The 25,011-nt window shown below is 60.1% G+C and carries 24 protein-coding genes; 13 read left to right on the forward strand and 11 right to left on the reverse strand.

What is annotated here, in order from left to right:
• Positions 1–3: 3 nt before the first annotated feature.
• From BMS17_RS15505 to BMS17_RS15530, 6 genes are all read right to left on the reverse strand, one after another.
• Entirely contained in the window at positions 4–660 is a 657-nt protein-coding gene (locus BMS17_RS15505; RefSeq protein WP_046028753.1) for a DedA family protein, read from the reverse strand.
• A gap of 227 nt (positions 661–887) precedes the next feature.
• Positions 888–1,349 carry an N-acetyltransferase gene (locus tag BMS17_RS15510; protein WP_046028751.1) on the reverse strand — a complete coding sequence of 154 codons (462 nt, stop codon included), beginning with the start codon at positions 1,347–1,349 and terminating at the stop codon, positions 888–890.
• Between the two features lie 114 nt (positions 1,350–1,463).
• Positions 1,464–2,288 carry an ethanolamine ammonia-lyase subunit EutC gene (gene eutC / locus BMS17_RS15515; protein WP_175648967.1) on the reverse strand — a complete coding sequence of 275 codons (825 nt, stop codon included), beginning with the start codon at positions 2,286–2,288 and terminating at the stop codon, positions 1,464–1,466.
• An 8-nt stretch (positions 2,289–2,296) separates the two neighbouring features.
• Complete coding sequence (locus BMS17_RS15520; protein ID WP_046028748.1) at positions 2,297–3,691, reverse strand: ethanolamine ammonia-lyase subunit EutB; 1,395 nt, start codon at positions 3,689–3,691, stop codon at positions 2,297–2,299.
• Between the two features lie 185 nt (positions 3,692–3,876).
• On the reverse strand, positions 3,877–5,247 hold the full coding sequence (gene eat, locus BMS17_RS15525) for an ethanolamine permease (protein WP_046028747.1): 1,371 nt from the start codon (positions 5,245–5,247) through the stop codon (positions 3,877–3,879).
• 257 nt (positions 5,248–5,504) lie between these two features.
• Complete coding sequence (locus tag BMS17_RS15530) at positions 5,505–7,025, reverse strand: aldehyde dehydrogenase family protein (RefSeq protein ID WP_077431199.1); 1,521 nt, start codon at positions 7,023–7,025, stop codon at positions 5,505–5,507.
• Positions 7,026–7,448: 423 nt separating this feature from the next.
• On the opposite strand from BMS17_RS15530, the gene BMS17_RS15535 reads away from it, so the two are divergent.
• The 4 genes from BMS17_RS15535 to BMS17_RS15550 all read left to right on the forward strand — a co-directional run bounded on the left by BMS17_RS15535 (position 7,449) and on the right by BMS17_RS15550 (position 11,774).
• Positions 7,449–9,362 carry a sigma-54-dependent Fis family transcriptional regulator gene (locus BMS17_RS15535; RefSeq protein WP_077431200.1) on the forward strand — a complete coding sequence of 638 codons (1,914 nt, stop codon included), beginning with the start codon at positions 7,449–7,451 and terminating at the stop codon, positions 9,360–9,362.
• Positions 9,363–9,518: 156 nt separating this feature from the next.
• A complete protein-coding gene (gene mpl / locus BMS17_RS15540) occupies positions 9,519–10,868 on the forward strand; it encodes a UDP-N-acetylmuramate:L-alanyl-gamma-D-glutamyl-meso-diaminopimelate ligase (RefSeq protein ID WP_077431201.1) in 1,350 nt (449 codons plus the stop codon).
• Positions 10,865–11,497, forward strand: a complete 633-nt coding sequence (gene ubiX / locus BMS17_RS15545) for a flavin prenyltransferase UbiX (RefSeq protein ID WP_046028741.1) — start codon at positions 10,865–10,867, stop codon at positions 11,495–11,497. The genes mpl and ubiX overlap by 4 nt, the downstream gene beginning before the upstream one ends.
• Positions 11,490–11,774, forward strand: coding sequence for a YceK/YidQ family lipoprotein (locus tag BMS17_RS15550; RefSeq protein ID WP_046028738.1), 285 nt, complete (start codon positions 11,490–11,492; stop codon positions 11,772–11,774). Before ubiX ends, BMS17_RS15550 begins: the two co-directional genes overlap by 8 nt.
• A gap of 51 nt (positions 11,775–11,825) precedes the next feature.
• On the opposite strand, the gene BMS17_RS15555 is transcribed toward BMS17_RS15550, so the two are convergent.
• From BMS17_RS15555 to BMS17_RS15565, 3 genes are all read right to left on the reverse strand, one after another.
• Positions 11,826–12,467 (reverse strand): oxidoreductase, encoded by a 642-nt coding sequence (locus BMS17_RS15555; protein ID WP_046028737.1) that lies wholly within the window; start codon positions 12,465–12,467, stop codon positions 11,826–11,828.
• A gap of 27 nt (positions 12,468–12,494) precedes the next feature.
• Positions 12,495–14,213, reverse strand: coding sequence for a C13 family peptidase (locus tag BMS17_RS15560; protein ID WP_077431202.1), 1,719 nt, complete (start codon positions 14,211–14,213; stop codon positions 12,495–12,497).
• Positions 14,214–14,314: 101 nt separating this feature from the next.
• On the reverse strand, positions 14,315–14,770 hold the full coding sequence (locus tag BMS17_RS15565) for a MaoC family dehydratase (protein WP_046028734.1): 456 nt from the start codon (positions 14,768–14,770) through the stop codon (positions 14,315–14,317).
• 196 nt (positions 14,771–14,966) lie between these two features.
• On the opposite strand from BMS17_RS15565, the gene BMS17_RS15570 reads away from it, so the two are divergent.
• From BMS17_RS15570 to BMS17_RS15580, 3 genes are read left to right on the forward strand one after another with little or no spacing between them, the layout of a single operon-like run.
• The gene (locus BMS17_RS15570; protein ID WP_046028732.1) at positions 14,967–15,329 is read left to right on the forward strand and encodes a CidA/LrgA family protein; all 363 of its coding nucleotides are present in this window, start codon (positions 14,967–14,969) and stop codon (positions 15,327–15,329) included.
• A complete protein-coding gene (locus tag BMS17_RS15575; protein WP_046028731.1) occupies positions 15,326–16,042 on the forward strand; it encodes an LrgB family protein in 717 nt (238 codons plus the stop codon). Before BMS17_RS15570 ends, BMS17_RS15575 begins: the two co-directional genes overlap by 4 nt.
• A gap of 10 nt (positions 16,043–16,052) precedes the next feature.
• Positions 16,053–16,643, forward strand: coding sequence for an LON peptidase substrate-binding domain-containing protein (locus BMS17_RS15580; protein WP_046028730.1), 591 nt, complete (start codon positions 16,053–16,055; stop codon positions 16,641–16,643).
• On the opposite strand, the gene BMS17_RS15585 is transcribed toward BMS17_RS15580, so the two are convergent.
• Together BMS17_RS15585 and BMS17_RS15590 are read right to left on the reverse strand one after the other, a co-directional pair.
• The gene (locus BMS17_RS15585) at positions 16,644–17,960 is read right to left on the reverse strand and encodes a bifunctional DedA family/phosphatase PAP2 family protein (protein WP_046028878.1); all 1,317 of its coding nucleotides are present in this window, start codon (positions 17,958–17,960) and stop codon (positions 16,644–16,646) included. It abuts the gene before it with no gap.
• A gap of 108 nt (positions 17,961–18,068) precedes the next feature.
• The gene (locus BMS17_RS15590; RefSeq protein ID WP_046028729.1) at positions 18,069–18,767 is read right to left on the reverse strand and encodes a DNA-3-methyladenine glycosylase; all 699 of its coding nucleotides are present in this window, start codon (positions 18,765–18,767) and stop codon (positions 18,069–18,071) included.
• A gap of 189 nt (positions 18,768–18,956) precedes the next feature.
• Between BMS17_RS15590 and BMS17_RS15595 the strand changes: the two genes are divergently transcribed.
• From BMS17_RS15595 to rodA, 6 genes are all read left to right on the forward strand, one after another.
• Positions 18,957–20,228: a glutamate-5-semialdehyde dehydrogenase gene (locus BMS17_RS15595; protein ID WP_077431203.1), complete on the forward strand. Its 1,272-nt coding sequence runs from the start codon at positions 18,957–18,959 to the stop codon at positions 20,226–20,228.
• On the forward strand, positions 20,197–20,919 hold the full coding sequence (nadD, locus tag BMS17_RS15600) for a nicotinate-nucleotide adenylyltransferase (protein ID WP_077431204.1): 723 nt from the start codon (positions 20,197–20,199) through the stop codon (positions 20,917–20,919). The genes BMS17_RS15595 and nadD overlap by 32 nt, the downstream gene beginning before the upstream one ends.
• A 72-nt stretch (positions 20,920–20,991) precedes the next feature.
• Positions 20,992–21,486 carry a ribosome silencing factor gene (gene rsfS, locus BMS17_RS15605; RefSeq protein ID WP_046028725.1) on the forward strand — a complete coding sequence of 165 codons (495 nt, stop codon included), beginning with the start codon at positions 20,992–20,994 and terminating at the stop codon, positions 21,484–21,486.
• Between the two features lie 9 nt (positions 21,487–21,495).
• Positions 21,496–21,963 carry a 23S rRNA (pseudouridine(1915)-N(3))-methyltransferase RlmH gene (gene rlmH / locus BMS17_RS15610; RefSeq protein ID WP_003185785.1) on the forward strand — a complete coding sequence of 156 codons (468 nt, stop codon included), beginning with the start codon at positions 21,496–21,498 and terminating at the stop codon, positions 21,961–21,963.
• A 10-nt stretch (positions 21,964–21,973) separates the two neighbouring features.
• Positions 21,974–23,869: a penicillin-binding protein 2 gene (gene mrdA, locus BMS17_RS15615; protein WP_046028724.1), complete on the forward strand. Its 1,896-nt coding sequence runs from the start codon at positions 21,974–21,976 to the stop codon at positions 23,867–23,869.
• Between the two features lie 31 nt (positions 23,870–23,900).
• The gene (gene rodA / locus BMS17_RS15620) at positions 23,901–25,004 is read left to right on the forward strand and encodes a rod shape-determining protein RodA (protein WP_046028876.1); all 1,104 of its coding nucleotides are present in this window, start codon (positions 23,901–23,903) and stop codon (positions 25,002–25,004) included.
• Positions 25,005–25,011 lie beyond the last annotated feature (7 nt).

Raw genomic sequence — 25,011 nt, forward strand, 5'->3', positions numbered from 1 at the left:
AGTTCAGCGCGATTGGGCTTTGGACGCGGCGTTGGCGAGGCGGCTGCGGACCATGCCGATGATCATTGGAACCAGCGACAGCAGGATGATGCCCACCACCAGCAGCGACAGGTTTTTCTTGATGAACGGTACGTTGCCGAAGAAGTAACCGAGGGTCACCAGGCCGCCGACCCACAGGATCGTGCCGAAGACGCTGAAGAAAAAGAAACGCGGGTAAGGCATTTTCCCGACACCGGCGACGAACGGTGCAAACGTGCGGATGATCGGCAGGAAGCGCGCCATCGTTACGGTTTTGCCGCCGTGCTTGTCATAGAAATCGTGGGTTTGTTGCAGGTAATCGCGGCGGAAAATTTTCGAGTTCGGGTTACTGAACAGTTTTTCGCCTGCCGTTCGACCGATGAGGTAGTTGGTGCTGTCACCGAGAATCGCCGCCAGCATCAACAGGCCTCCCAGCAATACAGGGTCCATGCCGCCACCGGCTGCAACAGCACCCGCGATAAATAGCAGAGAGTCGCCTGGCAAGAACGGCATCACCACCAGACCGGTTTCACAGAAAATCACCAAAAAGAGAATGGCGTAGATCCAGGCCCCGTAGTTGGTCACCAGCATGTCGAGGTAAACGTCGAGATGCAGCACGATGTCGATCGGGTTGAAATCCATATAAAGCACCTGTGGTGATGGCCCGGCTCTGCAGGCCTGTGCGGATGACTTGGTATTTAGACTACTGGTAGATGTAGTTTTTCTTACAAGCCGGAAAGGTCGTGATTATACGGACTGAAAAGTGAAAAGAGCGTTCAGTTTGTAGCGAGGGATGTCGCGGGGGGATGGATGGTTGATGCGGATTTTTTGTGGGAGCCAGGGAGGGCTCCCACAGTCGATCGGTGCGGTCAGAGTTCGTCGCTGATCGGCAGCACGTAGTTCTTGAACTCGGTGTCTTCCTTGAATCCGATGGATTCATAGGTTTTGCGCGCGACTTCGTTGTGGCTGCTGGTGGAAACACGCATGCGTACGGCATTGGTTTCCTTGGCCATCTTCTTCGCGGTGCGGATCAGGTTATCGGCCACCAACTGGCGGCGGGCATCTTCGGCGACATAGATGTCGTTGAGGATCCACACGCGTTTAAGCGAAAGGGACGAGAAACTCGGATACAGCTGGCAGAAACCCATCAGTTTGTTGCTGTCGTCATCAGACAGCGCGAGATAAATCACCGATTCCTTGCGACGCAGGCGCTTTTCGAGAAAGGCACGCGACGAGTCCGGGTAAGGCAGGGATCCATAAAACTCACGATACTTCACGAACAGTGGGGCCAGAAGGTCCAGGTGCTCGAGGGTCGCTTGAATAATCCGCATGGTAGGTCTCGTCTTCAAATGGCTGTCTTACGTTGATGACGGCGATGGGAAACCCGTGGCGGCCGTTCGTCGATCCTGCCTGAAACCGGCGCGCAAACGCAATGCGGAAACGGTTCAGGCTTCAGGCTGGCCCAACAGGAAGTTTCGTTTCAGGTCCGCGCTGGTGTCCGAATCCAAGGTCTGGAGTTGCGCTTCATCCTTTAGATTGACCCCCGACAACTGTCTGCAACAGGCCTCGCGCATCAAATACACCAAGCGGTGAGCGGCCATGCCATAACTCAGCCCTTCGAGCCGGACGTTGGAGATGCAATTGCGAAAAGCATCCGTCAGCCCGACCTTTGGATTGTAGGTGAAATATAACCCCAGGCTGTCTGGCGAGCTGAGTCCAGGGCGTTCGCCGATCAGGATCACCGTCATTTTCGCCCCCATCAGCTCACCGATTTCGTCGGCCACCGCGACGCGGCCCTGTTCCACCAGCATCACCGGCGATACGGACCAGCCTTCGGCCAGCACCTGTTCCTCCAGGCGCTTCAGAAACGGCAGGGTATGGCGATGAACGGCCAGTGCCGACAGCCCATCGGCCACCACAATCACCAGATCGACGCCGCCGGGATTGGCCGCCGCATAATTGCGTAGTGTCTGCGCCGACGGATCACTCAGTTTTCGGCCCAAATCAGGGCGTTGCAAATAGCTGTTTCGGTCTGCGGCGGCGCTGTGCAGCAACACACTGGCGCGTCCGATCTCAGCCAATTGCTTGCTGAGCTCTGCGTGGTCGAATGGCAAATGCACCGCGTCCCGCGCCTGCGCATGGGCGTACTGGAAATCCAGTTGAGCGCTGGTCGGCATGCTCGTGCCAGTGCGGCCCAAGGCAATGCGCGCCGGTGTCAGGCGGCGCAACTCCAGCAACGGGTTTTGTGGATCAACAGTTGGCTTATCCATAAAAGCACTCATCCCAGTTGCGCCATCGCTTGGCGGAAGGCCGGTGGCAGGCTGTCGCCGAAGTGAATCTTGCCGTCGGCCTGGGTAAAAATGCCCATTTTTGCCAGCCACAGTTCGAATTCCGGTGCCGGTTTCAGTCCCAGCGTCTGGCGGGCGTAGAGGGCATCGTGGAACGAGGTGGTCTGGTAGTTGAGCATGATGTCGTCGGAGCCGGGGATGCCCATGATGAAGTTGATCCCGGCCACACCCAGCAGGGTCAGCAGGGTGTCCATGTCGTCCTGGTCGGCCTCGGCGTGGTTGGTGTAACAGATATCGCAACCCATCGGCACGCCCAACAGCTTGCCGCAGAAGTGGTCTTCGAGGCCGGCACGAATGATCTGTTTGCCGTTGTAGAGGTATTCCGGGCCAATAAATCCTACAACCGTGTTCACCAGGAATGGCTTGAAATGTCGTGCCACCGCGTAGGCGCGGGTTTCACAGGTTTGCTGGTCGATACCGTGGTGGGCGTTGGCTGACAGCGCGCTGCCCTGCCCGGTTTCGAAATACATCAGGTTCTGGCCCAGTGTGCCGCGATTAAGGCTCAAGCCGGCGTCATAGCCTTCGCGCAAAACGTTCAGATTGATGCCAAAACTGGCGTTCGCCGCTTCGGTGCCGGCGATCGACTGGAACACCAGGTCCAGCGGAACACCGCGATTGATCGCCTCGATCGATGTGGTGACATGGGTCAGCACGCAGGCCTGAGTCGGGATTTCGTAGCGCTGGATGATCGCGTCGAGCATTTCCAGCATGGCGCAGATAGAGGCGATGCTGTCGGTGGCCGGGTTGATGCCGATCATCGCGTCGCCGTTGCCATACAGCAGGCCGTCGAGAATGCTCGCGGCAATACCGGCGGGCTCGTCGGTGGGGTGGTTGGGTTGCAAGCGGGTGGATAGCCGGCCACGCAAACCCAGGGTGCCGCGAAACTTCGTGACCACGCGGATCTTCTGTGCCACCAGGACCAGGTCCTGGACGCGCATGATTTTCGACACGGCGGCCACCATTTCCGGCGTCAGGCCGGGGGCGAGTGCACGCAGGCTCAGTTCATCGGCAGCGTCGCTGAGCAGCCAGTCGCGAAAACCGCCGACAGTGAGGTGGCTGACCACGGCGAAGGCGTGTGTGTCGTGAGTGTCGATGATCAGTCGGGTGACTTCATCGGCCTCGTAGGGAATCAGTACTTCCTGCAGGAAATGCGTCAGCGGGATGTCAGCCAGGGCCATCTGCGCAGCCACCCGCTCGCCATCATTGAGCGCAGCGACGCCCGCCAGGAAATCACCGGAGCGCGCCGGGCTGGCCTTGGCCATGACGTCCTTGAGGCTCTCGAAGCGATAGGTCAGAGCGCCGATGGAGTGGGCAAATGCGGCCATGGGACAGTGTCCTCCTGATTCTGAAATGATGACCTGTAGGAGCAAGGCTTGCCCGCGATGGCATCACCGCGGTGTAGCTGTCCGATCGCAGTGATGCCCTCTCGGGCAAGCCTTGCTCCTACAGGGCAGGGTTGTCGACCCCAAATAGGGCAGGCGCCGGGGGATTGGCCCGGCGCCGGTGCATCTCAAATACCTTCGAGCATCGCGTCGGCTGGCGCATCGGCGCGTTGCCTGGCGGTCAATTGGAAATACAGGTAGCCGGCCGCCATGAAGCCGAGAAACACACACCCGATCAGCGTGTTGAACCAGGCCATCGCTACCAGGCACACCACCGCCAGAAACAGCGCAATCCCCGGCACGATCGGATAGCCCGGCGCGCGGAAGGTGCGTTCCAGGTTCGGTTCGGTTTTACGCAGTTTGAACAGGCTCAGCATACTGATGATGTACATCACAATGGCACCGAATACCGACATGGTGATCATTGCCGCCGTCAGGGTCATGCCTTGCAGGTTGACCAGGCCGTCGCTGTAAATCGCCGCGATGCCGATCACGCCGCCGGCCAGAATGGCGCGGTGCGGAGTCTGGAAACGCGAGAGTTTGGCCAGGCCGCTGGGCAGGTAACCGGCCCGCGCGAGGGCGAAGAACTGGCGCGAATAGCCGAGGATAATTCCGTGAAAGCTTGCCACCAGGCCGAACAGGCCGATCCAGACCAGCATGTGCATCCAGCTCGAATTGTTGCCGACCACGGCTTTCATCGCTTGGGGCAGCGGGTCATTGATGTTCGACAGTTGGCGCCAGTCGCCGACGCCGCCGGCCATCACCATCACGCCGATGGCCAGGAACACCAGGGTCAGAATGCCGCTGACGTAAGCCTTGGGAATCGTGCGTTTCGGGTCCTTGGCTTCTTCAGCAGCCATCGCCGCGCCTTCGATCGCCAGAAAAAACCAGATCGCGAAGGGAATGGCGGCAAAGATGCCGGGAATGGAGGCGATGGTGAATTCGTTGGACCCTGACCAGCCATTGAGCACGAAGTTACTGAAGCTGAAGCCCGGCGCCACGACGCCCATGAACACCAGCAACTCGGCGACCGCCAGCACGGTGACCACCAGTTCGAAGGTGGCCGCGATACTGACGCCGAGGATGTTCAGGCCCATGAACACGAAATACGCACCAACCGCCGCGATTTTCGGATCAAGTTCCGGGTATTGCACGTTGAGGTAGGCGCCGATGGCCATGGCGATGGCCGGTGGCGCAAAGACGAATTCAATCAGGGTGGCGATGCCGGCGATCAATCCGCCTTTCTCACCAAACGCCCGCCGGCTGTAGGCAAAGGGCCCGCCAGCGTGGGGAATTGCGGTCGTCAGTTCAGTGAAACTGAAGATAAAGCAGGTGTACATCGTCGCCACCATCAGGGCGGTGACGAGAAACCCCAGTGTGCCTGCGGTGCCCCAGCCGTAACTCCAGCCGAAGTATTCGCCGGAAATCACCAGGCCGACGGCAATGCCCCATAGATGCAGGGTGCCGAGTGTGGGTTTGAGCTGTGTAGAAGAAGTCATAAGTCCTCGCTGTCTTTTTTATTGTTTGATCTTTTGGACTTGCGGTACGACGTTTGGGGGGTGGAAGCCTGAATAGCGGGTACGCAAAGCCCGTGCCAGAGCGGCCAGCCTTTTGTTTTGTGTCATTTAAGACGCCATCGCGAGCAAGCTCGCTCCCACAGGGATCTCTGGTGGGTTGCAAATCCACTGTGGGAGCGAGCTTGCTCGCGATGGCTGCTTGAAGGGCGACACAGAGATACCTGTGTCGCCCTCGATTTTTAGAAGAAGCCCAGCGGATTGATGTCGTAGCTCACCAGCAGGTTTTTGGTCTGCTGATAGTGATCAAGCATCATCTTGTGGGTTTCACGGCCGACGCCGGACTTTTTGTAACCACCGAACGCGGCGTGCGCCGGGTACAGGTGGTAGCAGTTGGTCCATACACGACCGGCCTTGATGGCGCGGCCCATGCGGTAGGCGCGGTTGATGTCGCGGGTCCAGAGGCCGGCCCCCAGGCCGAACTCGGTGTCGTTGGCGATGGCCAAGGCTTCGGCTTCGTCCTTGAAGGTGGTGATGCTCACCACCGGGCCAAAGATTTCTTCCTGGAACACGCGCATTTTGTTGGTGCCCTTGAGCAGGGTCGGCTGGATGTAATACCCGGTCGCCAGGCTGCCCTCGAGTTTTTCTATCTTGCCGCCGGTCAGCAGCTCGGCGCCTTCGCCCTTGGCGATTTCCAGATACGAAAGGATTTTGTCGAATTGCTGCTCGGACGCCTGAGCGCCGACCATGGTGTCGGTGTCCAGCGGGTCGCCACGTTTGATCGACAGGACTTTTTTCATCACGACTTTCATGAAGTCGTCGTAGATCGACTCTTGCACCAGGGCGCGGGATGGGCAGGTGCAGACTTCGCCTTGGTTGAAGAAGGCGAGCACCAGGCCCTCAGCGGCTTTTTCGATGAAGGACGGTTCGGCCTTCATGATGTCTTCGAAGAAGATGTTCGGCGATTTGCCGCCCAGTTCCACGGTGGACGGAATGATGTTTTCGGCAGCGCATTTCATGATGTGCGAGCCGACCGGGGTCGAGCCGGTGAACGCGATCTTGGCGATGCGCTTGCTGGTGGCCAGCGCTTCGCCGGCCTCTTTGCCGAAGCCTTGCACGATGTTCAATACGCCGGGTGGCAGCAGGTCGCCGATCAGCTCGACCAGCACGGTAATGCCCAGCGGAGTCTGCTCGGCAGGCTTGAGCACTACGCAGTTACCGGCGGCCAGGGCCGGGGCGAGTTTCCAGGCGGCCATCAGGATCGGGAAGTTCCACGGGATGATCTGCCCGACCACGCCCAGCGGTTCATGGATGTGATAGGCCACGGTGTTGCCGTCGATCTCGGCGGCGCTGCCTTCCTGAGCGCGGATGCAACCGGCGAAGTAGCGGAAGTGGTCGGCAGCCAGTGGGATGTCGGCGTTGAGGGTTTCGCGAACGGCTTTGCCGTTGTCCCAGGATTCGGTGATTGCCAGCAGTTCCAGGTTTTGCTCGATGCGGTCGGCGATTTTCAGCAGCACCAGCGAGCGCGCCTGGGCGGACGTGGCGCCCCAGGCATCGGCGGCGGCATGAGCAGCGTCCAGGGCCTTGTCGATGTCTTCGGCGGTGGAACGTGGGAATTCGGCAATCGGTTGGCCATTCACTGGCGAGGTGTTGGTGAAGTACTGACCTTTGACAGGCGCGACGAACTCGCCGCCGATGTAGTTACCGTATTTGGCCTTGAACGAAACGATAGCGCCTTCAGTACCGGGGTGAGCGTAACGCATGATGTTGTCTCCTTGGCTTTTGTATTTATAAGAAGAGGCGCATGTGCGCTTGCTTTAAGCGTAGAGCAAGGGTCGGGCCAGCGCCTTGCATGTCAGGCAAATCAAGGCCTTGCGCGGTTTTTGTCGGACAGGCGGGCAGCGCCTGTGACGGTTTCGGTACGGCGTGCGTGACACTTTGTACCGCTAGTGGCACAGCCTGTGACTGACGGGTCTTGCCAGCATTGCAATGCAGGCTAGGCTGGAGGATGCTCGGACTCGCGCACTCTGTAGCAGCTGCCGAAGGCTGCGTCAGAGTGCGAAGCGCTCTCTTGGATTTGGCACTGAAATACGGGATACCGGTTTACGACCGCTTCGCGGCCGGACGCAGCCTTCGGCGGCTGCTACACGGGGGCGAGCCAGACCCTGCGGGGAGAATAATAAGAAATGCACGACAATCATTTGAGTCGCCATGCCCAGCAAGTCTTGACCGTTACCCAGGGCAAATCGCACCTGCGCGGTCCCGGCAGCGATCCGTCCATTGCCCGTTCCTGGCTGCGTTGTCTTGAGGACTATCACCTCGACCCGGCCTTGACCATGGCGCCGACGGTGCTGGAACACGGTCGAGTGCTGGAAAGCCGTGAACGCTTGCAGCAAGTGCTGCACATCGCCGGCAATGAAATGACCAGCCTCCACCAACAGCTTTCCGGCGCTGGCCATGCCGTGTTGCTGACCGACGCCCGTGGCGTGATCCTCAATTGCGTCACCGCGCCCGCCGAGCGCAAGATTTTCGAGCGCGCCGGCCTGTGGCTCGGCGCCGACTGGAGTGAAGCCTGCGAAGGCACCAACGGCATCGGCACCTGCCTGGTGGAACGGCAGTCGCTGACCATCCATCAGGACGAACATTTTCGCGGACGCCATACCGGCCTGACCTGTTCGGCGAGCCCGGTGTTCGATCCCCATGGTGAACTGCTGGCGGTGCTCGACGTATCGTCGGCGCGCCACGATGTCTCCCGGCAAAGCCAGTTTCACACCATGGCCCTGGTCAATCTGTCGGCGAAGATGATCGAAAGCTGCTATTTCCTGCGCTACTTCGACAATCAATGGTTGTTGCGCTTTCATTTGCAGGCCGAATCCGTCGGGCTGTTCAGCGAAGGGCTGCTGGCGTTCGACGGAGAAGGGCGGATCAGTGCAGTCAACCAGAGCGCGCTGAACTTGCTGGGGCATATTCGCGGCGGCTTGCTGGGTAAGCCGGTAGAGGCGTTTTTCGACTGTTCGCTGGATGAGCTGCTCGGCCGCGCGAGTGTCAACGCCAGTGCCAGTTGGCCGTTGCGCACCCGAGACGGGCGAAGTCTGTTTGCCGTTTTGCGCGGGCAGCCACGCAGCATTCCGGTGCCTGTTGTGCAAAGCCCGGTACTTGCCGAACGTGCGCCGCTGTCAGGCATCTGTCTCGGTGATACGGCGTTGCAAGAGGATTTTCGCAAGTCACTGAGGGTGTTCGAGCGCGACGTGCCGCTGCTGATCAACGGCGAAACCGGTTCCGGCAAAGAGGCATTCGCCAAAGCCGTGCACCAGACCAGTCAGCGCTCAGAAAAAGCCTTCGTCGCCCTTAACTGTGCGGCCATTCCTGAAAGCCTGATCGAGAGTGAGTTGTTTGGCTATCGCGGCGGCAGTTTCACCGGCGCGCGCAAGGAAGGCATGCGTGGCAAGTTGCAGCAGGCCGATGGCGGAACACTGTTCCTCGACGAAATCGGCGACATGCCCCTGGCCTTGCAGACCCGGCTATTGAGGGTGTTGGAGGATCGACAAGTGGTGCCGATTGGCGGGGAGCCGGAGGCGGTCAACGTACGAATCATCAGTGCTACGCACCGTAATCTGTTGGAACGGGTGCAGGACGGCGGCTTCCGTGAGGATTTGTATTACCGGCTCAATGGGCTGGAAGTTGCGTTACCGGCGCTAAGGGATCGCAGTGATAAATCCCAATTGCTCGACTTCTTGCTGGAACAAGAGACGGGCGGTGAAGCGGTGCAGATCGATGCGGCAGCGCGTCAGGCGTTGCTGGGCTTCAACTGGCCGGGGAATGTGCGGCAATTGCGTAACGTGCTGCGCACACTGGCTGCGCTGTGTGAGAACGGGAAGATCGGGTGGGAGGATTTGCCAGCGATGATTCGACAGGCGCGGCCGGCGCCGGTGATGACTGTTGAAGCATCGTCGGATCATCCGCTGGACGATGCCGAACGGGTGGCGTTGTTGAATGCGCTGGAACACACGCGTTGGCACATGACGCATACCGCCGAGCAGTTGGGGGTCAGCCGAAATACGCTTTATAGAAAGCTGCGTAAACACGGCATCGCCCGCTAAATCGCGTCGCCCCCATCGCGGGCAAGCCCACTCCCACAGGATTTTCAGTGACCTGTGGGAGTGGGCTTGCCCGCGATGGCGTCTGTGAGACCGAAACACAAGGTGCGATTTTTCCCTCCCTACGCTAACCTGCGGCCATGTTTTACGAGGTCGACTATGCACATTCATATTCTGGGTATCTGCGGCACCTTCATGGGTTCGATGGCGGTTCTGGCCAAGGAACTGGGCCATCACGTCACCGGCTCCGATGCCAACGTCTATCCGCCGATGAGCACACAGCTTGAAGCTCAAGGCATTGAGTTGACCCAAGGCTACGATCCTTCCCAGCTCGATCCGGCTCCGGATCTGGTGGTGATCGGCAACGCCATGTCACGCGGCAACCCGGCCGTCGAGTACGTACTGAACAAAGGCCTTCCTTACGTTTCCGGCCCGCAGTGGCTGGCCGATCACGTGCTGCAAGGTCGTTGGGTGCTGGCCGTTGCCGGTACTCACGGCAAAACCACCACCAGCAGCATGCTCGCCTGGGTGCTGGAGCACGCGGGCATGAGCCCCGGCTTCCTGATCGGCGGCGTGCCGCAGAATTTCTCGGTGTCGGCGCGTTTGGGCGGTACGCCGTTCTTTGTGATCGAAGCCGACGAATATGACAGCGCATTCTTCGACAAGCGTTCCAAGTTTGTTCACTACCGCCCGCGCACGGCGATCCTGAACAACCTTGAGTTCGATCATGCAGACATCTTCCCCGACCTGCCAGCTATCGAGCGGCAGTTCCACCATCTGGTGCGGACCATTCCAAGCGAAGGCCTGGTGATCCATCCGACCACCGAACCGGCGTTGAAACGTGTCATCGACATGGGCTGCTGGACCCCGGTGCAAACCACCGGGGTGGGCGGCCAATGGCAGGTCAAGTTGCTCAGCGAAGACGGTTCGAAGTTTGAAGTGATGTTCGAAGGCGTCGCCCAAGGTGTGGTCGAGTGGGACATGACCGGCCAGCACAACGTCGCTAACGCATTGGCTACGTTGGCGGCGGCGCGTCACGTCGGCGTGGTGCCATCGATGGGCATTGCTGCGTTGAGCGCGTTCAAAAGCGTCAAGCGCCGCATGGAAAAAGTCGCCGAAGTGCGCGGCATCACCATCTACGACGATTTCGCCCACCATCCGACCGCTATCGCCACCACCCTTGATGGCCTGCGCAAACGCATCGGCGATGCGCCGTTGATCGCGATCATCGAGCCGCGCTCCAACTCGATGAAGCTGGGCGCGCACCGAGACGGTTTGCCGGAAAGCGTGGTCGATGCCGATCAAGTGATCTGGTACGCACCCGCCAACCTCGGTTGGGACCTGGCCGGCACCGCCGCGCTGTGCACCGTGCCATCGATTGTCAGCGACTCGCTGGAAGGCATCATTGAGCGCGTGAAAAGCCAGGCGCAGCCCGGTACTCACGTCGTGATCATGAGCAACGGCGGCTTCGGCGGCCTGCACGGCAAACTCGCCGAGGCCCTGCGATGAGCAGTGGTCCGGATCGCGTCACGCTGGCCATGACCGGCGCTTCCGGCGCTCAGTACGGTTTGCGTTTGCTCGATTGTCTGATTCGTGAAGACCGCGAAGTGCACTTCCTGATTTCCAAGGCAGCGCAACTGGTGATGGCCACGGAAACCGACGTTACGCTGCCGGCCAAACCGCAGATGATGCAAGCCTTCCTCACGGAGTACACCGGTGCTGCGGCCGGGCAAATCAAGGTCTATGGCAAGGAAGACTGGATGTCGCCGGTGGCTTCGGGCTCCGGCGCGCCTGCGGCAATGGTGGTGGTGCCTTGCTCCACGGGGACGCTGTCGGCCATTGCGACCGGTGCCTGCAACAACCTGATCGAGCGTGCCGCCGATGTGACCCTGAAAGAGCGTCGCCAGTTGATTCTGGTTCCGCGTGAGGCGCCGTATTCAAGCATCCATCTGGAGCACATGCTCAAGCTGTCGAACATGGGCGTGACGATATTGCCGGCCTCGCCAGGCTTCTATCACCAGCCGCAGACGATTGATGACCTGATCGATTTTGTCGTGGCGCGGATTCTCAATCTGTTGAACATCCCGCAAGACATGCTGCCACGCTGGGGCGAACACCATTTGAGCAGCGATGAATAAGCTGCTGATTACTCTGCTGGCATTGCAACTGACGGGCTGCGCCACCGCGCGCACCCTTGATGCGGCCAAACCCGGAGCGCCCCTGGTGTATGCGGGGACGCGTCTGGATTTGTACGCCATGAACGGCGGATGCTGCGCCAAGGACCGCTTTGGTGCAGACGCGCCGAGCTATCCCGGCGTTGACCTGCCGGCCAGCGCGTTGCTCGACACGCTGCTGTTGCCGTTGTCGGTGCTGACGGTGATCGGAGTGAGTTTTCAGGCAACGGGCGGGTTGTAGTTAGAGGCTATTGTGGCGAGGGAGCAAGCTCCCTCGCCACAGATTTGCGGATTATTTACCGAGCTTGCGCAACTCATCCGACTCCACAATCCGCACTCCATCTTGCTCTTCCAGCGCCAACCGCCACATCGCGCGCGCCAGTTGGCAGGCTTCGATGCCGTGGTATTTGCCGGGGATCAGGCGTGACAGCGGGCCGGCGATTTTCTCGCCCAGGCGTGGGGCGACGCGATCGCCCAATAGCAGAGAGGGGCGGCAAATGGTCAGTTGCGGCCAGTCCTGCGCGCGCAATGCGTGTTCCATCTCACCTTTGACCCGGTTGTAGAAAATCGAGGATCTACGATCGGCGCCCAAGGCGCTGATCACGATCAGGTGGCGTGCGCCCATTTCCCGTGCACGCTTGGCAAACGCCACGACCATGTCCAGGTCCACTGCACGAAACGCAGGTTCCGAGCCGGCCTGCTTGATCGTAGTGCCGAGGCAGCAGTAGGCAATATCGACGCGACCGTTCAGCTGTGGAAGAAACACTTCCGGATCGCCGACAGGGTTTTCCAGGTGCGGGTGTTTGGCGAGTGGACGGCGTGAAGGGGCCAAAACCCTTGAGATCGTTGGCTCATTGAGCAAGCGATCAAGCAGATGTTCACCGGTTAACCCGGTAGCTCCGGCAATCAAGACATGCTGAGGCGTCAAGTACATAGTGTTTCTCCCTTGATACTGTTCAGCTTAGTTGCTCTTTGTATCCTTGCTGTCGATAGAGACACTTTGTAGTGCTTTTCGTGCCTGCTGCTTGCGTAACAACTGCCAGTGAGAGAGGACGGTTTTCGGCGCCCAGATCTGCGGCTCGGAGGCTTCGAAGCTGTCGGCCAGTTCGCGCTCGGCGACGGTGGCCTTGGCCAGTTTGAAGGCTTGCTCCAGGTCATCGGTCTGGTTCAATGCCTGGGCGAACAGTGCGTCGCCGAAGTAGGTGAAATTGGCTTCTTCGGCGCAGCCGAAGGACACACGGTCTGCCCGGGACGCGGTCATGATCAGGGTGCGTTCGTCCTTGAGGGCGGGAATGAAGCCGCCGGAATAGCAGGACGAAATCACAATGATCTTGTCGCGATTTTTCAAGGGTGCAAGCACCGCGGCGAGTTCGTCGGCCGGCAGGTCGGCCAGCTCCATGCGCGGTTGATCGAGCACCAGTTGATGTTCGCTGGTGCCGTGGCTGGTCAGGTAAATGAAAATCAAGTCTTCCGGGCCGCTGCGCTCGGCCAGGGTAGCGGCAGCGCGGCGCAGGTTTTCCCGGGTAGCCATCGGGCGGTCGACGAGGTGGTCGCGGTGATTTACCAGGCGGATTTGCCCGAACGCGCCGAAGCGGCTGCTGAGCATGTTGCTGACGTAATCGGATTCGCGCAGGAACACGCTTTGCTTGCCGTCGCCGCCCAAGGTCAGGGTGTACAACTCGACGGCTGGAGTCGAGGCCGGCACGTTGAGCAGGGCGTCCTCGAGCAAGCGGCCTTGAGCCAGCAAACCGAGCTCCAGGCTGTCAGGCAGCAGCTTGCCGTCGGCGTCACGTACGCGCTGGCCATTGAGCCATGTGCCGCTTTGCACGGTGCCGTCGGTGAGCACCAGCGTGCCGCGTCCCGAGTAACTGTCACTGTCAAATTGACCGGTGTAGAAGCTGCCGTCCGGCAGGTTCAATCGACCTTGGCCGGTGAAGCGCCAATCACTGAACTGGCCGGTGTAATGGCTGCTGTCGGAGCCGATCAACTCGCCCTTGCCGTTCAGGGATCCTTCCTTGAATTGACCGAGCCAGACATCGCCGTCGGCATTTTCGTAGCGGCCCTTGCCGTGCAGTTGATTGTTCTTGAAACCGCCGACATAGATGTCGCCGTCGGCGCTGTTGAAAGTCCCGTTGCCTTCCAGCTGACCGTTGACAAAGTGCCCGGTGAATTGATTGCCGCTGGCGTCGCCGCGCTGGCCTTCCCCGTTGGGTTTGCCGTGGGCGAACTGACCCTGGTACGAGCTGCCGTCATCGAGTTCGAGACGACCGAGCCCTGAATATTGATCGGCCTTGAATTCGCCGCGATAGCTCATGCCGTTTTCTTTGAGCGTGCCTTCACCCTCGCGCCGGCCGAGTTTGAAACCGCCGGTGTAGCTGCTGGCCGGTGTGGTCAGCGAGCCCTGGCCGTCGAACAGGCCCTGATTGAACAGCCCGCGATAGACCTCGCCATTGCTGCCATGCCATTCGCCCTGGCCGTGCCATTGCCCCTTGTCGAACTCGCCGGCGTACCAGCTGCCATTCGGATAGTCGATGCGGCCCTGGCCTTGCAGCAAACCATTGACCAGATCACCGCGATAGCGCCCGCCATCCGGCAGACGGGCATCCGGGGGCAACAGCGATTCGCCATCGCCGCAAGCAGTGAGCAAAAGGGTCAGGGCAAGGAGTGCAAGTGAGCGCATAGCGGGATCCGGGCAATTAGGCGAGCGAGTATGCCGCAGCTATGTGTCGTATATATAGAGAGGGGTGCGAAACAGCGTGAGCTGCTTCGCATCCGCGAGGGTTACACGAAACAGAGGGACAGGGGTTCTGCGATATAGGCCGGTTTGTCCGAGCCTTCTATCTCAAGGGTGGTGGTGGCCTTGAGCAGCCATTGACCGGGTTTTTTCTCGATGACGTCGGTCAGATCAACTTTGAGGCGCACTTTCGAATTGACCTTGACCGGTTGAATAAAACGCACGCTGTCGAGGCCGTAGTTGACCACCATCTTCACGCCTTCGGGCATGACGAGGATGTCTTCCATCAACTTCGGGATCAGTGACAGCGACAGGAATCCATGTGCGATGGTGCTGCCAAATGGCGTTTGCGCGGCTTTGACCGGGTCGACATGAATAAACTGATAGTCACCTGTGGCTTCTGCGAACAGGTTGATCCGCTCCTGATCGATGGTGAGCCATTCGGAACGTCCGAGTTCCTTGCCGACATAATCTTTGAGCTCTGCAACGGGAACCTGGGGCATTGAGACTCTCCTTGTGTTTCATCGGATTTATAGTTTTTCGGGTGGGGGGATTTGACCTCCCTGCGAACCACTGTAGATCAACATGGCCGATTGCTCCGGTCAACTGACCATGCTTTTGGCGAATGCCGATCCATAGCGTTGACGTGCTTATAATGCGCGGCCCCTTTTTGGGTGGGGCGAGCGCGGGAGATGCCGGATGTTGTTACGTGGCCTGACCTGGCTGGTGCTGTTCCAATTGCTGGGCACAGCCATCAACCACTTGTTTTTACCGGTGCTGCCGGGGCCGATTGTCGGCTTACTGCTGTTGCTGGTGTATCTGATTTCACGCGGGCAAGTCGGCGAACCGCTGAGCCTGGCGGCCAGCAGCCTGCTGCGGTACTTGCCGTTGCTGCTGGTGCCGCCGGCCGTGGGCGTGATGGTGTACGCCAAGGATATTGCCGCCGATTTCTGGGCCATCGTCGGTGCGTTGGTGTTGTCGCTGCTGCTGTCCATGGCGTTTGCCGGGGTGCTGATGCAACGCATGGTCAAGCGCCATGCCCATCGCGGAGATGACCAATGACCCTTGATTGGCACGGCGCACTCGACTCGGTGATCCATCATCCGCTGTTCGGCATCGGTATTACATTGGGTGCTTATCAACTGGTGCTGGCGGCTTTTGAGAAAACCCGCTGGATCTTTTTGCAGCCGGTGCTGGTCTCCATGTTGGTGGTGATCGGTGTCCTGCTGACCTGCGGCCTGACCTACGCGGAGTACCGCAAGAGCACCGAGATCCTCAGCATCCTGCTCGGACCCGCAACGGTTGCACTGGCCGTGCCGCTGTACCTCAATCTGCGAAGGATTCGGCAGTTGTTCTGGCCGATATTTACTACGCTGGTGATAGGTGGCGTGGTGGCCACGGGCATGGGCGTGTTGCTGGGGTGGTGGTTCGGTGCCGAGCACATGATCCTGATGACCATGGCGCCGAAGTCGGTAACGTCGCCGATTGCCATGCTGGTGGCCGAGCAGATCGGTGGTGTCGCGGCGCTGGCGGCGGTGTTCGTGTTGATCACTGGCGTGATCGGTGCGATCTTCGGCCCTGGTCTGTTGACGCGGCTCGGTGTGCGCAGCCCGGAAGCGCGCGGCATGGCCTTGGGAATGACGGCCCATGCGGTCGGCACTTCGGTAGCCCTGCAGGAAAGTGAAGAGTGCGGCGCCTTTGCGGCGCTGGCGATGAGTCTGATGGGTGTGGCCACGGCGGTGTTCCTGCCGTTGGCGGTGTCGATGGTGGTGTAAGGAAATGTCTATGAACTTACCGCTTTTCCCGCTAAACACGGTGCTGTTTCCTGGCTGCATCCTCGACTTGCAGATCTTCGAAGCGCGCTACCTGGACATGATCGGCCGCTGCATGAAGCAGGGCGGCGGCTTCGGTGTGGTGTGCATCCTCGACGGCGAAGAAGTCGGCATCGCGCCGGCAGGGTATGCCTTGGTGGGGTGCGAAGCGCGGATCACCGATTTCAAACAGCAGGACAACGGCTTGCTGGGTATTCGGGTGCAGGGCGGGCGCCGTTTCCAGGTTTTGCGCACCGAGGTTCAGCGTGATCAGTTGACCGTCGCTGAAGTCGAATGGCTGGAAGACGAACCCGAGCAACCCTTGCAGGACGAGGACGCCGACCTGGTTGCGTTGCTCAAGGCCTTGGCCGAACACCCGATGGTCGAGGCCCTGAACATGGGGACCGAGGCAACCGGGCAGCAGTCGCTGGCCAATCAACTGGCGTACCTGCTGCCATTTGCCGAGGTCGACAAGATAGACCTGCTGCAACTCGACGATCCGCAGCAACGGCTGGATGCGATTCAGGCGTTGCTGGATGAGTTGCAGGGTGAGTTGTTCGCCTGATCAGTAGGCATACCGCAACAACGTATGTGGCAAATGCCGCAACACAAAGAACCCGAACAACGCCACCAGTACTGGCAGCACCAGCCACCAGACCTTGGGTGGCATGGCATTGAGTGGCGCCTTGCGCTGAGTCAGCCACAAGCTCGCCGCACACACGGCCGCCGCCAGCATCGCACCCGCCAGTACATCGGTCGGCCAATGCGCGCCCAGATACACCCGTGACAGGGAAATTGCCAGCGCGGGCAAGCAGCCCAGCAGCAACCAGGTCAGGCGCATCCGTGGCGGTTGCCCTCGGCCCGCCAGTACGGCGAGGGTCAGGAACAGCGCGAATGAGCCGGAGGCGTGACCGCTGGGCATGCTGTAACTGGTCAATGGATCACTCAACACTTCCGGGCGCAGGCGGGCGAAAAAGTGTTTGGTTGCGGTGTTGGCCAGCGCGGTGCAGAGCAGGGTGCTGCCGGCGAAAATCGCCTGGCGCCATTGCCGCGCAATCAGCAAAAGGCCGGTCAGCAGCGCGCTGAATACCAGCATGTTGCGAAATTCGCCAATCAGTGTGAAGACGACGGCGACTTCGTCGAGCATCGGGCCGCGGTGTTCCTGCACCAGGGTCATTACGCCTTGATCGAGTGCGGTCAGGTGCGGGTAGCCGATGAACAGTCCCACCAGAATCAGAAAACTCATGCCGGCAATCAGCGTCGTCGCCTGGCGATGGCGGCGCAGACTGCTGGTGACGCTCAAGCCCACCAAGACGGCAATACTGCCTGCGACGATCCCGGCTTCAGGCCAGAAACCTTCCGGCAGTGGCAGGCGAATCGCCGCCCCTGTGGCCCAACCGGGTAGCAAATAGGCAACACTCCAGCCAGCGGCGGCCAACACGCTGACTGCGGCAAAGCGCGGAAACGGCATGTCGAACATCCCGGCGACCATCGGCAGCATCGGTCGCAACGGCCCGATGAAGCGTCCGACCAGCAGGCTGGCGATGCCATAGCGTTGGAAATAGGACTCGGCGCCGGCGATCCACTCGGGGTGATGACGCAACCCCGGCAAACGACGGATATTCTGGTGGAAGTGCCGGCCGACGAAGTACGAAACAATGTCACCCAGCACACCGGCAACGAACCCCAGCAACAGCGTTTCACTCAGTGACAACGCACCGCTCCCGGCCAATACCGCCACAGCAAACAGCAACACTGTGCCGGGTACGATCAGTCCGGCAATTGCCAGACATTCCACAAAAGCCACGATGAACACTGCTGCAGCCAGCCATTGCGGATTAGCCGCCAACCAGCCGGTCACGCTATCGAGCCATGGGCCCATAAAAAACAACTCCATCGAACGTTCAATTGGCCACAGGTGGGCAAATACAATTTAAGCAACACCACAGAATCCCTGTGGGATCTGCTTTGCATCAAGATTTCGCTACTGTCATGGCAGCAAAAAATAATCGCGACCTTCGACCTGTCCCCGGCGCAGGGGGTTGCGAGTGCAATACGGCGCGTAAGCCGCGTCGACAAAGCGGTACATCAAATGCTCATCACGCCCATGAGGGATGCCCAGGCGCGTAGTCTGGATGATGTGGGTGGGCGCCGGGCCGATGTCTTCGACCAGCAGCACGTCGTGGTCGAAGCGCTTGGCGTCCCAGACCGGCACCTTCAAACCCAGTGACTTGCAGAGCAATGTTTGCCCGGCACACAGCTTTTGCGAGGGGCGAGGGCGGCCCTGAGTATCGGGGTTGTTCAGCAGCATTTGCGCCAGACTCGCCGGCCCGCTCAATTCATCGACCCATGGATAGGCCGATTTGATCAGCACCGCGTTGCCGGGGCCTTGGGCGCTGAAGTTCAGGGAATCGCCGCCGCGGGCGTAATACATATAGATGTGGCCGCCATCCAGAAACAAAGCCTTACGCTTTTCTGTGTAGCCGAGGGAGGCGTGACTGCCTTTTTCTTCAAAGTAATAGGCTTCGGTTTCGATAATTCGGGCGCTGAGCCACAGGTCGCCGACTCGATGACGGATGACTTTACCGAGTAGATCCTGGGCCAGCGTTTGCGCGTCGCGGTCGAAAAACGCATCCGGGAGCCCGATGGGCCGGCTCGCAGCGGACGCTCGAACAGTCAGGTTGGACATGATGAACGGCGTTTATCAGGGCTGATAGAGCGGTGATGATAACAATTTGCAGCTTAATCACGGCTGAACGTCGGCAAATTGCTCTTGATTTCGACCATCCGCCCGTCACCGCTGTTAGTCGGGGGACGCGACAGCTATAATCTGCCGCTTTACTCTTTACCAAGACCTTAGCAAAGACCACTCCAGACCATGACTGAGTCCGTTCTTGACTACATGACCCGCCTGGGCCGCGCTGCTCGCGAAGCCGCTCGCGTCATCGGCTGTGCCAGCACCGCGCAGAAAAACCGCGCCTTGCAAGCCGCCGCTGATGCGCTGGACGCTGCGCGCGCCGAGTTGACGGCGGCCAATGAACTGGATTTGGCCGCTGGTCGGGCCAATGGTCTTGAGCCGGCCCTGCTGGAGCGTCTGGCGCTGACCCCGGAACGCATCGACGGCATGATCGTCGGTTTGCGCCAGGTAGCTGCATTGCCGGACCCGGTAGGCGCGATCCGCGACATGAGTTTCCGTCCGTCGGGCATCCAGGTTGGAAAAATGCGCGTGCCGCTGGGCGTGATCGGGATCATCTACGAATCCCGTCCCAACGTGACCATCGATGCCGCCAGCCTGTGCCTCAAATCCGGCAATGCAACCATCCTGCGTGGCGGTTCCGAGGCGATCCACTCCAATCGCGCCATCGCCGCCTGCATCCAGCGCGGCCTGGCTGAAGCCGAACTGCCTGGCGCTGTGGTGCAAGTGGTCGAAACCACCGATCGTGCCGCCGTTGGCGCGCTGATTACCATGCCGGAATACGTCGATGTCATCGTGCCCCGTGGTGGCCGTGGCCTGATCGAGCGCGTCAGTCGTGACGCCCGCGTGCCTGTCATCAAGCACCTGGATGGTATTTGCCACGTCTACGTCAGCCCTCACGCTGATCTGGCGAAAGCCCAGCGCATTGCGTTCAACGCCAAGACCTACCGTTATGGCATTTGCGGCGCGATGGAAACGCTATTGGTCGATCAAAGCGTTGCCAAAGATTTCCTGCCATCGATGGCTGCCCAGTTCCGCGAAAAAGGCGTCGAGCTGCGCGGTTGTGAGCGCACGCGGGCGATTATCGATGCTGCGGCGGCGACCGAAGACGACTGGACCACCGAATACCTGGCACCGATTCTGTCGATCCGCGTGGTCGACGGCCTCGATCAGGCCATCGACCACATCAATCGGTACGGCTCCCATCACACCGACTCGATCGTCAGCGAAAACCTCGCTGATACCCGGCGTTTTGTGGCACAAGTCGATTCATCGTCGGTCATGATCAACACGCCGACATGCTTCGCCGATGGCTTTGAATACGGATTGGGTGCCGAGATTGGCATTTCTACTGATAAGCTGCACGCCCGCGGCCCGGTGGGCCTCGAAGGTTTGACGTGCGAGAAGTACATCGTGGTCGGTGATGGCCAGTTGCGCGGCCAGGCGTCGGTCTGACTTGAGCGACCTCGCCCCGACAACCCCAGCCACCGCCGACACGCCTCAACCTCGGCGCATTGGCATGCTGGGCGGCACGTTCGACCCGGTGCACATCGGCCATTTGCGCAGTGCGCTGGAAGTCGCCGAGTCGCTGGCGCTCGATGAGTTGCGTCTGACACCCAGTGCCAGGCCTCCGCATCGTGATACGCCGCAAGTGTCGGCAAAAGACCGTCTGGCGATGGTCGAGTGCGCGGTGGCCGGTGTGGCGCCGTTGGTGGTGGACGCCCGCGAATTGCAGCGGGACAAACCGTCCTACACTATCGATACCCTGGAATTGATGCGTGCCGAACTGGCCGCGCAGGACCAGGTATTTCTACTTCTGGGCTGGGACGCATTTTGCGGCCTGCCCACTTGGCACCGCTGGGAAGAGTTGCTCCAGCATTGCCACATCCTGGTGCTGCAACGCCCGGATGCCGACAGCGAACCGCCGGATGCCTTGCGCAACCTGCTGGCAGCGCGCTCGGTGAGCGACCCGCTGGCCCTCAATGGGCCGAGCGGACAGATTGCATTCGTCTGGCAGACACCGCTCGCGGTATCCGCCACCCAGATCCGTCAACTGCTGGCCAGCGGTAAGTCGGTACGTTTCCTGGTGCCCGACGCGGTCCTGGCCTACATCGATGCGCACGGACTTTACCGTGCGTCGAACTGAAAAGAGGCGCGCTTCAAGGCACGTGACCACGTGTATCGAAGCCCCCGAACATACGAGCAAAACGAGTTTTATATGACTGACAAAGACGTAGCTAAAGTAAAGCGCAAAGGCACATTCAAGAGCGCCCCGCTGCCAGAAGTAGTTCCAACCGGCGCACCACTCGCTGGCGAAGAGCTGGTCAAGGTTGCCGTAGCGGCCCTGGAAGACGTCAAGGCCCAGGACATTCAGGTGATCGACGTTCGTGAAAAGCAGAGCATCACTGACTTCATGATCATCGCTACCGGTACCTCCAACCGCCAGATCGGCGCGATGCTGGACAAGGTCCGCGAAGCGGTCAAGGCTCAGGGCGTCAAGCCGCTGGGTGAAGAAGGCAAGGGTGACAGCGACTGGGTCCTGCTGGACATGGACGATGTCATCGTTCACATGATGACCGCCTCGGCTCGCCAGTTCTACGACCTGGAGCGTCTGTGGTCCGGCGCAGAACAGAGCCGTGCTCTGAACGCGGCTCACCACAGCCCGGAAAACACCCACGAGCATTTCATCAAGCTCAACAAAGACCAGCAATAAGGGCCCGCTGTGCGACTGCGACTGATCGCCGTCGGTTCACGGATGCCCAAGTGGGTGGAAGAAGGCTGGCATGAATATGCCAAGCGTCTTCCGTCCGAGCTGGCGCTGGAACTGGTGGAAATACCGCTCAATACCCGTGGCAAGAACGCCGACGTGGCGCGCTTCATCCGTCAGGAAGGCGAAGCCATGCTGGCCAAAGTCGGGCCGAACGAGCGTATTGTCACTCTCGAAGTCCACGGCAAACCCTGGAGCACTGAGCAGCTGGCGGTCGAACTCGATCGCTGGCGCCTGGACTCGCGCACGGTCAACTTCATGGTCGGCGGCCCCGAAGGGCTGGCGCCGGAAGTCTGTGCCCGAGCTGATCAGCGCTGGTCATTGTCGCCGTTGACGTTGCCGCACCCATTGGTGCGAATTCTGATCGGCGAACAGCTGTACCGTGCCTGGACAGTCCTGTCCGGCCACCCATACCACAAGTAGTTCTGCCCTCATGTCTCAGCCGATTCGCATCAAGGACCACGAAAAAGACGCCCGTCTGGTGCGTGGTCGCGTCGTGTTCGGGGCAATTGCGGTCGTAACGCTGATCTGCGTACTGATTGCGCGGCTGTATTTCCTTCAGGTGATCCAGTACGAGTACCACTCGACCCTCTCGGAAAACAACCGCGTCCATGTGCAGCCGATTCCGCCCACGCGCGGGTTGATCTTCGACCGCAATGGCGTGGTAATCGCCGACAACCGGCCCAGCTTCAGCCTGAGCATGACCCGCGAACGCTCTGGTGAATGGCAACAAGTGCTCGACGTGATCGTCCAGGTGCTGGAGTTGACTCCAGAGGATCGGGTGATTTTCGAGAAGCGCATGCGGCAAGGGCGCCGGCCGTTCGAGCCAGTACCGATCCTGTTCGAGCTGACCGAAGAACAGATCGCCCGTATCGCGGTGAATCAGTTCCGTCTGCCGGGCGTGGAAGTGGTCGCGCAGCTGGTTCGTCACTATCCGCAGGGTGCGCATTTTGCGCACTCGGTAGGTTATATGGGGCGGATCAACGAGAAAGAGCTCAAGTCTCTGGATCCGGTGAGTTACAGCGGCACCCATCAAATTGGCAAAACCGGCATCGAACGCTTCTACGAACCCGAGCTGCACGGTCAGGTCGGTTACGAGGAAGTCGAAACCAACGCTCGGGGCCGCGTATTGCGCGTGCTCAAGCGTACCGATCCGATTCCTGGCAAGGACATCGTCCTGAGCCTGGACATCAAATTGCAGGAAGCCGCCGAGACCGCACTTGGCGGACGTCGTGGTGCCGTCGTGGCACTGGACCCGAAAACCGGTGAAGTGCTGGCGATGGTCAGTCAGCCGAGTTTCGATCCGAACCTGTTCGTCACCGGCATCAGCTCCAAGGCCTATTCCGAGCTGCGCGACTCCATCGACCGGCCGCTGTTCAACCGCGTGTTGCGCGGCCTGTACCCGCCGGGTTCGACCATCAAGCCGGCAGTGGCGATTGCCGGTCTGGATTCGGGGGTGGTCACCGCTTCGACCCGAGTCTTCGACCCCGGTTATTACATGCTGCCCAACTACGATCACAAATACCGTAACTGGAACCGTACGGGTGATGGTTACGTGGATCTGGACACGGCAATCATGCGGTCCAACGACACCTACTTCTATGATCTGGCCCACAAGCTGGGGATCGACCGGTTGTCGTCGTACCTGGGCAAATTCGGCATTGGCCAAAAGGTCTCGCTGGACATGTTCGAAGAGTCGCCGGGCCTGATGCCGTCCCGTGAATGGAAACGTGCGACCCGGCGCCAGGCGTGGTTCCCGGGTGAAACCCTGATTCTGGGGATCGGGCAGGGCTACATGCAATCCACGCCATTGCAGCTGGCCCAGGCCACTGCGCTGGTGGCCAACAAAGGCGTGTGGAACCGGCCGCACCTGGCCAAGACGGTTGAGGGCGTGAAGCCCAAGGATGAAAACCCGATGCCGGACATCGTCCTGCGCGATCCGTCCGACTGGACCAAGGTCAACCACGGTATGCAGCAAGTGATGCACGGCGCTCGCGGTACGGCGCGCAAGGCCTCGATCGGCGCGCAATACCGGATCGCCGGCAAAAGTGGTACGGCCCAGGTGGTCGCGATCAAGCAGGGCGAGAAGTACGACCGCTCCAAAGTGCAAGAACGCCACCGTGACCACGCCTTGTTTGTCGGCTTTGCGCCGGCCGACAACCCGCAAATCGTGGTGTCGGTCATGGTCGAGAACGGCGAGTCCGGTTCCGGGGTCGCCGCGCCTGTAGTGCGTCAAGTCATGGATGCCTGGCTCCTGGACCAGGACGGCCATCTGAAAGCCGAGTACGCCAGCCCTATCAGTGCGGAGGCTACGGCCCGTGAAGAATAATTTCGACCGCATGCTCTCCAGCGAGGATGTGATGCGTCGCCGTGCGACGCTGTTGCAGCGCCTGCACATCGATGGCCCGTTGTTGATTCTGCTGCTGACCCTCGCCGCCGGCAGCCTGTTCGTCCTGTATTCGGCCAGCGGAAAAAGCTGGGACCTGCTGGCCAAGCAAGCCACTTCATTCGGCATCGGCCTGGTGTCGATGATCGTCATCGCGCAGTTCGAACCGCGTTTCATGGCGCGTTGGGTGCCGGTCGGTTATGTGCTGGGCGTGCTCTTGCTGGTGGTGGTGGACGTCATGGGCCATAACGCCATGGGGGCTACGCGCTGGATCAACATCCCCGGCGTGATTCGTTTCCAGCCGTCGGAATTCATGAAAATCCTGATGCCGGCCACCATCGCCTGGTATTTGTCCAAGCGCACCTTGCCGCCGCAGCTCAAGCACGTAGCGGTCAGTCTGTTTCTGATTGGCTTGCCGTTCATCCTGATCGTGCGTCAGCCGGACCTTGGCACCTCGCTGCTGATCCTGGCAGGTGGTGCGTTCGTTCTGTTTATGGGTGGTTTGAAATGGCGCTGGATCATCAGCGTGCTGGCGGCGGCCGTGCCGGTGGCCGTGGCGATGTGGTTTTTCATCATGCACGACTACCAGAAGCAGCGAATCCTGACCTTCCTTGACCCGGAGAGCGATCCGCTGGGCACTGGCTGGAACATCATTCAGTCCAAAGCTGCCATCGGTTCCGGTGGCGTGTTTGGCAAGGGCTGGCTGCTGGGCACCCAGTCGCACCTGGACTTCCTGCCGGAAAGCCACACCGACTTCATCATTGCGGTCATGGGTGAAGAGTTCGGGCTGGTCGGCATTTGTGCGCTGCTGCTGATTTACCTGCTGCTGATCGGTCGCGGGTTGGTGATCACCGCCCAGGCCCAGACATTGTTCGGCAAATTGCTTGCGGGCAGTTTGACCATGACGTTTTTTGTTTATGTTTTCGTCAACATCGGTATGGTCAGTGGCCTGTTGCCGGTGGTGGGGGTGCCGTTGCCGTTCATTAGCTACGGAGGAACTTCGCTGGTGACGCTGCTGTCAGCGTTTGGGGTTTTGATGTCGATCCATACCCATCGTAAGTGGATCGCACAGGTTTGAATAAGGT

The sequence above is a fragment of the Pseudomonas sp. C9 genome (assembly GCF_002000165.1).
Lineage (GTDB): Bacteria > Pseudomonadota > Gammaproteobacteria > Pseudomonadales > Pseudomonadaceae > Aquipseudomonas.

What these genes read in the sequence shown, in the direction of transcription:
- mrdA (WP_046028724.1), top strand. Translation starts at nt 21,974, where the DNA reads ATGTCTCAGCCGATTCGCATCAAGGACCACGAAAAAGACGCCCGTCTG.
- ubiX (WP_046028741.1), top strand. Translation starts at nt 10,865, where the DNA reads ATGAGCAGTGGTCCGGATCGCGTCACGCTGGCCATGACCGGCGCTTCC.
- BMS17_RS15530 (WP_077431199.1), bottom strand. Translation starts at nt 7,025, where the DNA reads ATGCGTTACGCTCACCCCGGTACTGAAGGCGCTATCGTTTCGTTCAAG.
- BMS17_RS15520 (WP_046028748.1), bottom strand. Translation starts at nt 3,691, where the DNA reads ATGGCCGCATTTGCCCACTCCATCGGCGCTCTGACCTATCGCTTCGAG.
- BMS17_RS15590 (WP_046028729.1), bottom strand. Translation starts at nt 18,767, where the DNA reads ATGTCCAACCTGACTGTTCGAGCGTCCGCTGCGAGCCGGCCCATCGGG.
- BMS17_RS15565 (WP_046028734.1), bottom strand. Translation starts at nt 14,770, where the DNA reads ATGCCCCAGGTTCCCGTTGCAGAGCTCAAAGATTATGTCGGCAAGGAA.
- mpl (WP_077431201.1), top strand. Translation starts at nt 9,519, where the DNA reads ATGCACATTCATATTCTGGGTATCTGCGGCACCTTCATGGGTTCGATG.
- BMS17_RS15595 (WP_077431203.1), top strand. Translation starts at nt 18,957, where the DNA reads ATGACTGAGTCCGTTCTTGACTACATGACCCGCCTGGGCCGCGCTGCT.
- BMS17_RS15505 (WP_046028753.1), bottom strand. Translation starts at nt 660, where the DNA reads ATGGATTTCAACCCGATCGACATCGTGCTGCATCTCGACGTTTACCTC.
- rsfS (WP_046028725.1), top strand. Translation starts at nt 20,992, where the DNA reads ATGACTGACAAAGACGTAGCTAAAGTAAAGCGCAAAGGCACATTCAAG.
- BMS17_RS15575 (WP_046028731.1), top strand. Translation starts at nt 15,326, where the DNA reads ATGACCCTTGATTGGCACGGCGCACTCGACTCGGTGATCCATCATCCG.
- BMS17_RS15535 (WP_077431200.1), top strand. Translation starts at nt 7,449, where the DNA reads ATGCACGACAATCATTTGAGTCGCCATGCCCAGCAAGTCTTGACCGTT.
- rodA (WP_046028876.1), top strand. Translation starts at nt 23,901, where the DNA reads ATGCGTCGCCGTGCGACGCTGTTGCAGCGCCTGCACATCGATGGCCCG.
- BMS17_RS15580 (WP_046028730.1), top strand. Translation starts at nt 16,053, where the DNA reads ATGAACTTACCGCTTTTCCCGCTAAACACGGTGCTGTTTCCTGGCTGC.
- BMS17_RS15555 (WP_046028737.1), bottom strand. Translation starts at nt 12,467, where the DNA reads ATGTACTTGACGCCTCAGCATGTCTTGATTGCCGGAGCTACCGGGTTA.
- eat (WP_046028747.1), bottom strand. Translation starts at nt 5,247, where the DNA reads ATGACTTCTTCTACACAGCTCAAACCCACACTCGGCACCCTGCATCTA.
- BMS17_RS15570 (WP_046028732.1), top strand. Translation starts at nt 14,967, where the DNA reads ATGTTGTTACGTGGCCTGACCTGGCTGGTGCTGTTCCAATTGCTGGGC.
- BMS17_RS15585 (WP_046028878.1), bottom strand. Translation starts at nt 17,960, where the DNA reads ATGGGCCCATGGCTCGATAGCGTGACCGGCTGGTTGGCGGCTAATCCG.
- BMS17_RS15550 (WP_046028738.1), top strand. Translation starts at nt 11,490, where the DNA reads ATGAATAAGCTGCTGATTACTCTGCTGGCATTGCAACTGACGGGCTGC.
- BMS17_RS15510 (WP_046028751.1), bottom strand. Translation starts at nt 1,349, where the DNA reads ATGCGGATTATTCAAGCGACCCTCGAGCACCTGGACCTTCTGGCCCCA.
- BMS17_RS15560 (WP_077431202.1), bottom strand. Translation starts at nt 14,213, where the DNA reads ATGCGCTCACTTGCACTCCTTGCCCTGACCCTTTTGCTCACTGCTTGC.
- eutC (WP_175648967.1), bottom strand. Translation starts at nt 2,288, where the DNA reads ATGGATAAGCCAACTGTTGATCCACAAAACCCGTTGCTGGAGTTGCGC.
- nadD (WP_077431204.1), top strand. Translation starts at nt 20,197, where the DNA reads ATGGCCAGTTGCGCGGCCAGGCGTCGGTCTGACTTGAGCGACCTCGCC.